Source organism: Nocardia sp. NRRL S-836, assembly GCF_001279525.1.
Classification (GTDB): domain Bacteria; phylum Actinomycetota; class Actinomycetes; order Mycobacteriales; family Pseudonocardiaceae; genus Lentzea.
The window spans coordinates 1-315 of the sequence record NZ_LGDY01000053.1 but is presented as its reverse complement, the minus strand read 5'-3'; the positions used below and the strand labels follow the sequence as shown (position 1 = coordinate 315).

At 67.6% G+C, this 315-nt stretch carries 1 protein-coding gene and 1 pseudogene; one reads left to right on the top strand and one right to left on the bottom strand.

All coding sequences use genetic code 11. The features are described from left to right. Positions 1 to 204, top strand: a 204-nt coding sequence (locus tag ADL03_RS49430; RefSeq protein WP_231641590.1) for a hypothetical protein, incomplete at its 5' end; no start/stop codon positions are given. A 27-nt stretch (positions 205 to 231) separates the two neighbouring features. Here the strand turns inward: ADL03_RS49430 and ADL03_RS50715 are convergent. Next, positions 232 to 315, bottom strand: a pseudogene (locus ADL03_RS50715) (CPBP family intramembrane glutamate endopeptidase); the annotation flags it as partial.

The window sequence follows — 315 nt, the reverse complement described above, 5'->3', positions numbered from 1 at the left end:
GCTGACGAGCAGCGCGGTTACCGGCTCGAACTGGTGGTGGAGTTCGGTGTTAAGCACGGGCTCTCCCGCCTCCCCAGGCTCGTGCGCGTGGCTGTCCCCCTGTTCGACCACGCGCCCCCCGACCACTCCGCCGACTTGTCGTTGCCGGCGGCGAGGTTGACCACGGATTCGTTCTTCTCGGAGGCGCCCAAGGTGACGAGGTAGGACTCGGCGCCCCGTCCCCTGCCATTAGAAGGGAAACCCCAGCCCCATCACGAGGTTGCCCAGGAACCCGCCGAAGCCCTGGTAGAGGTGGTAAGACCCGCGCAGCACGGC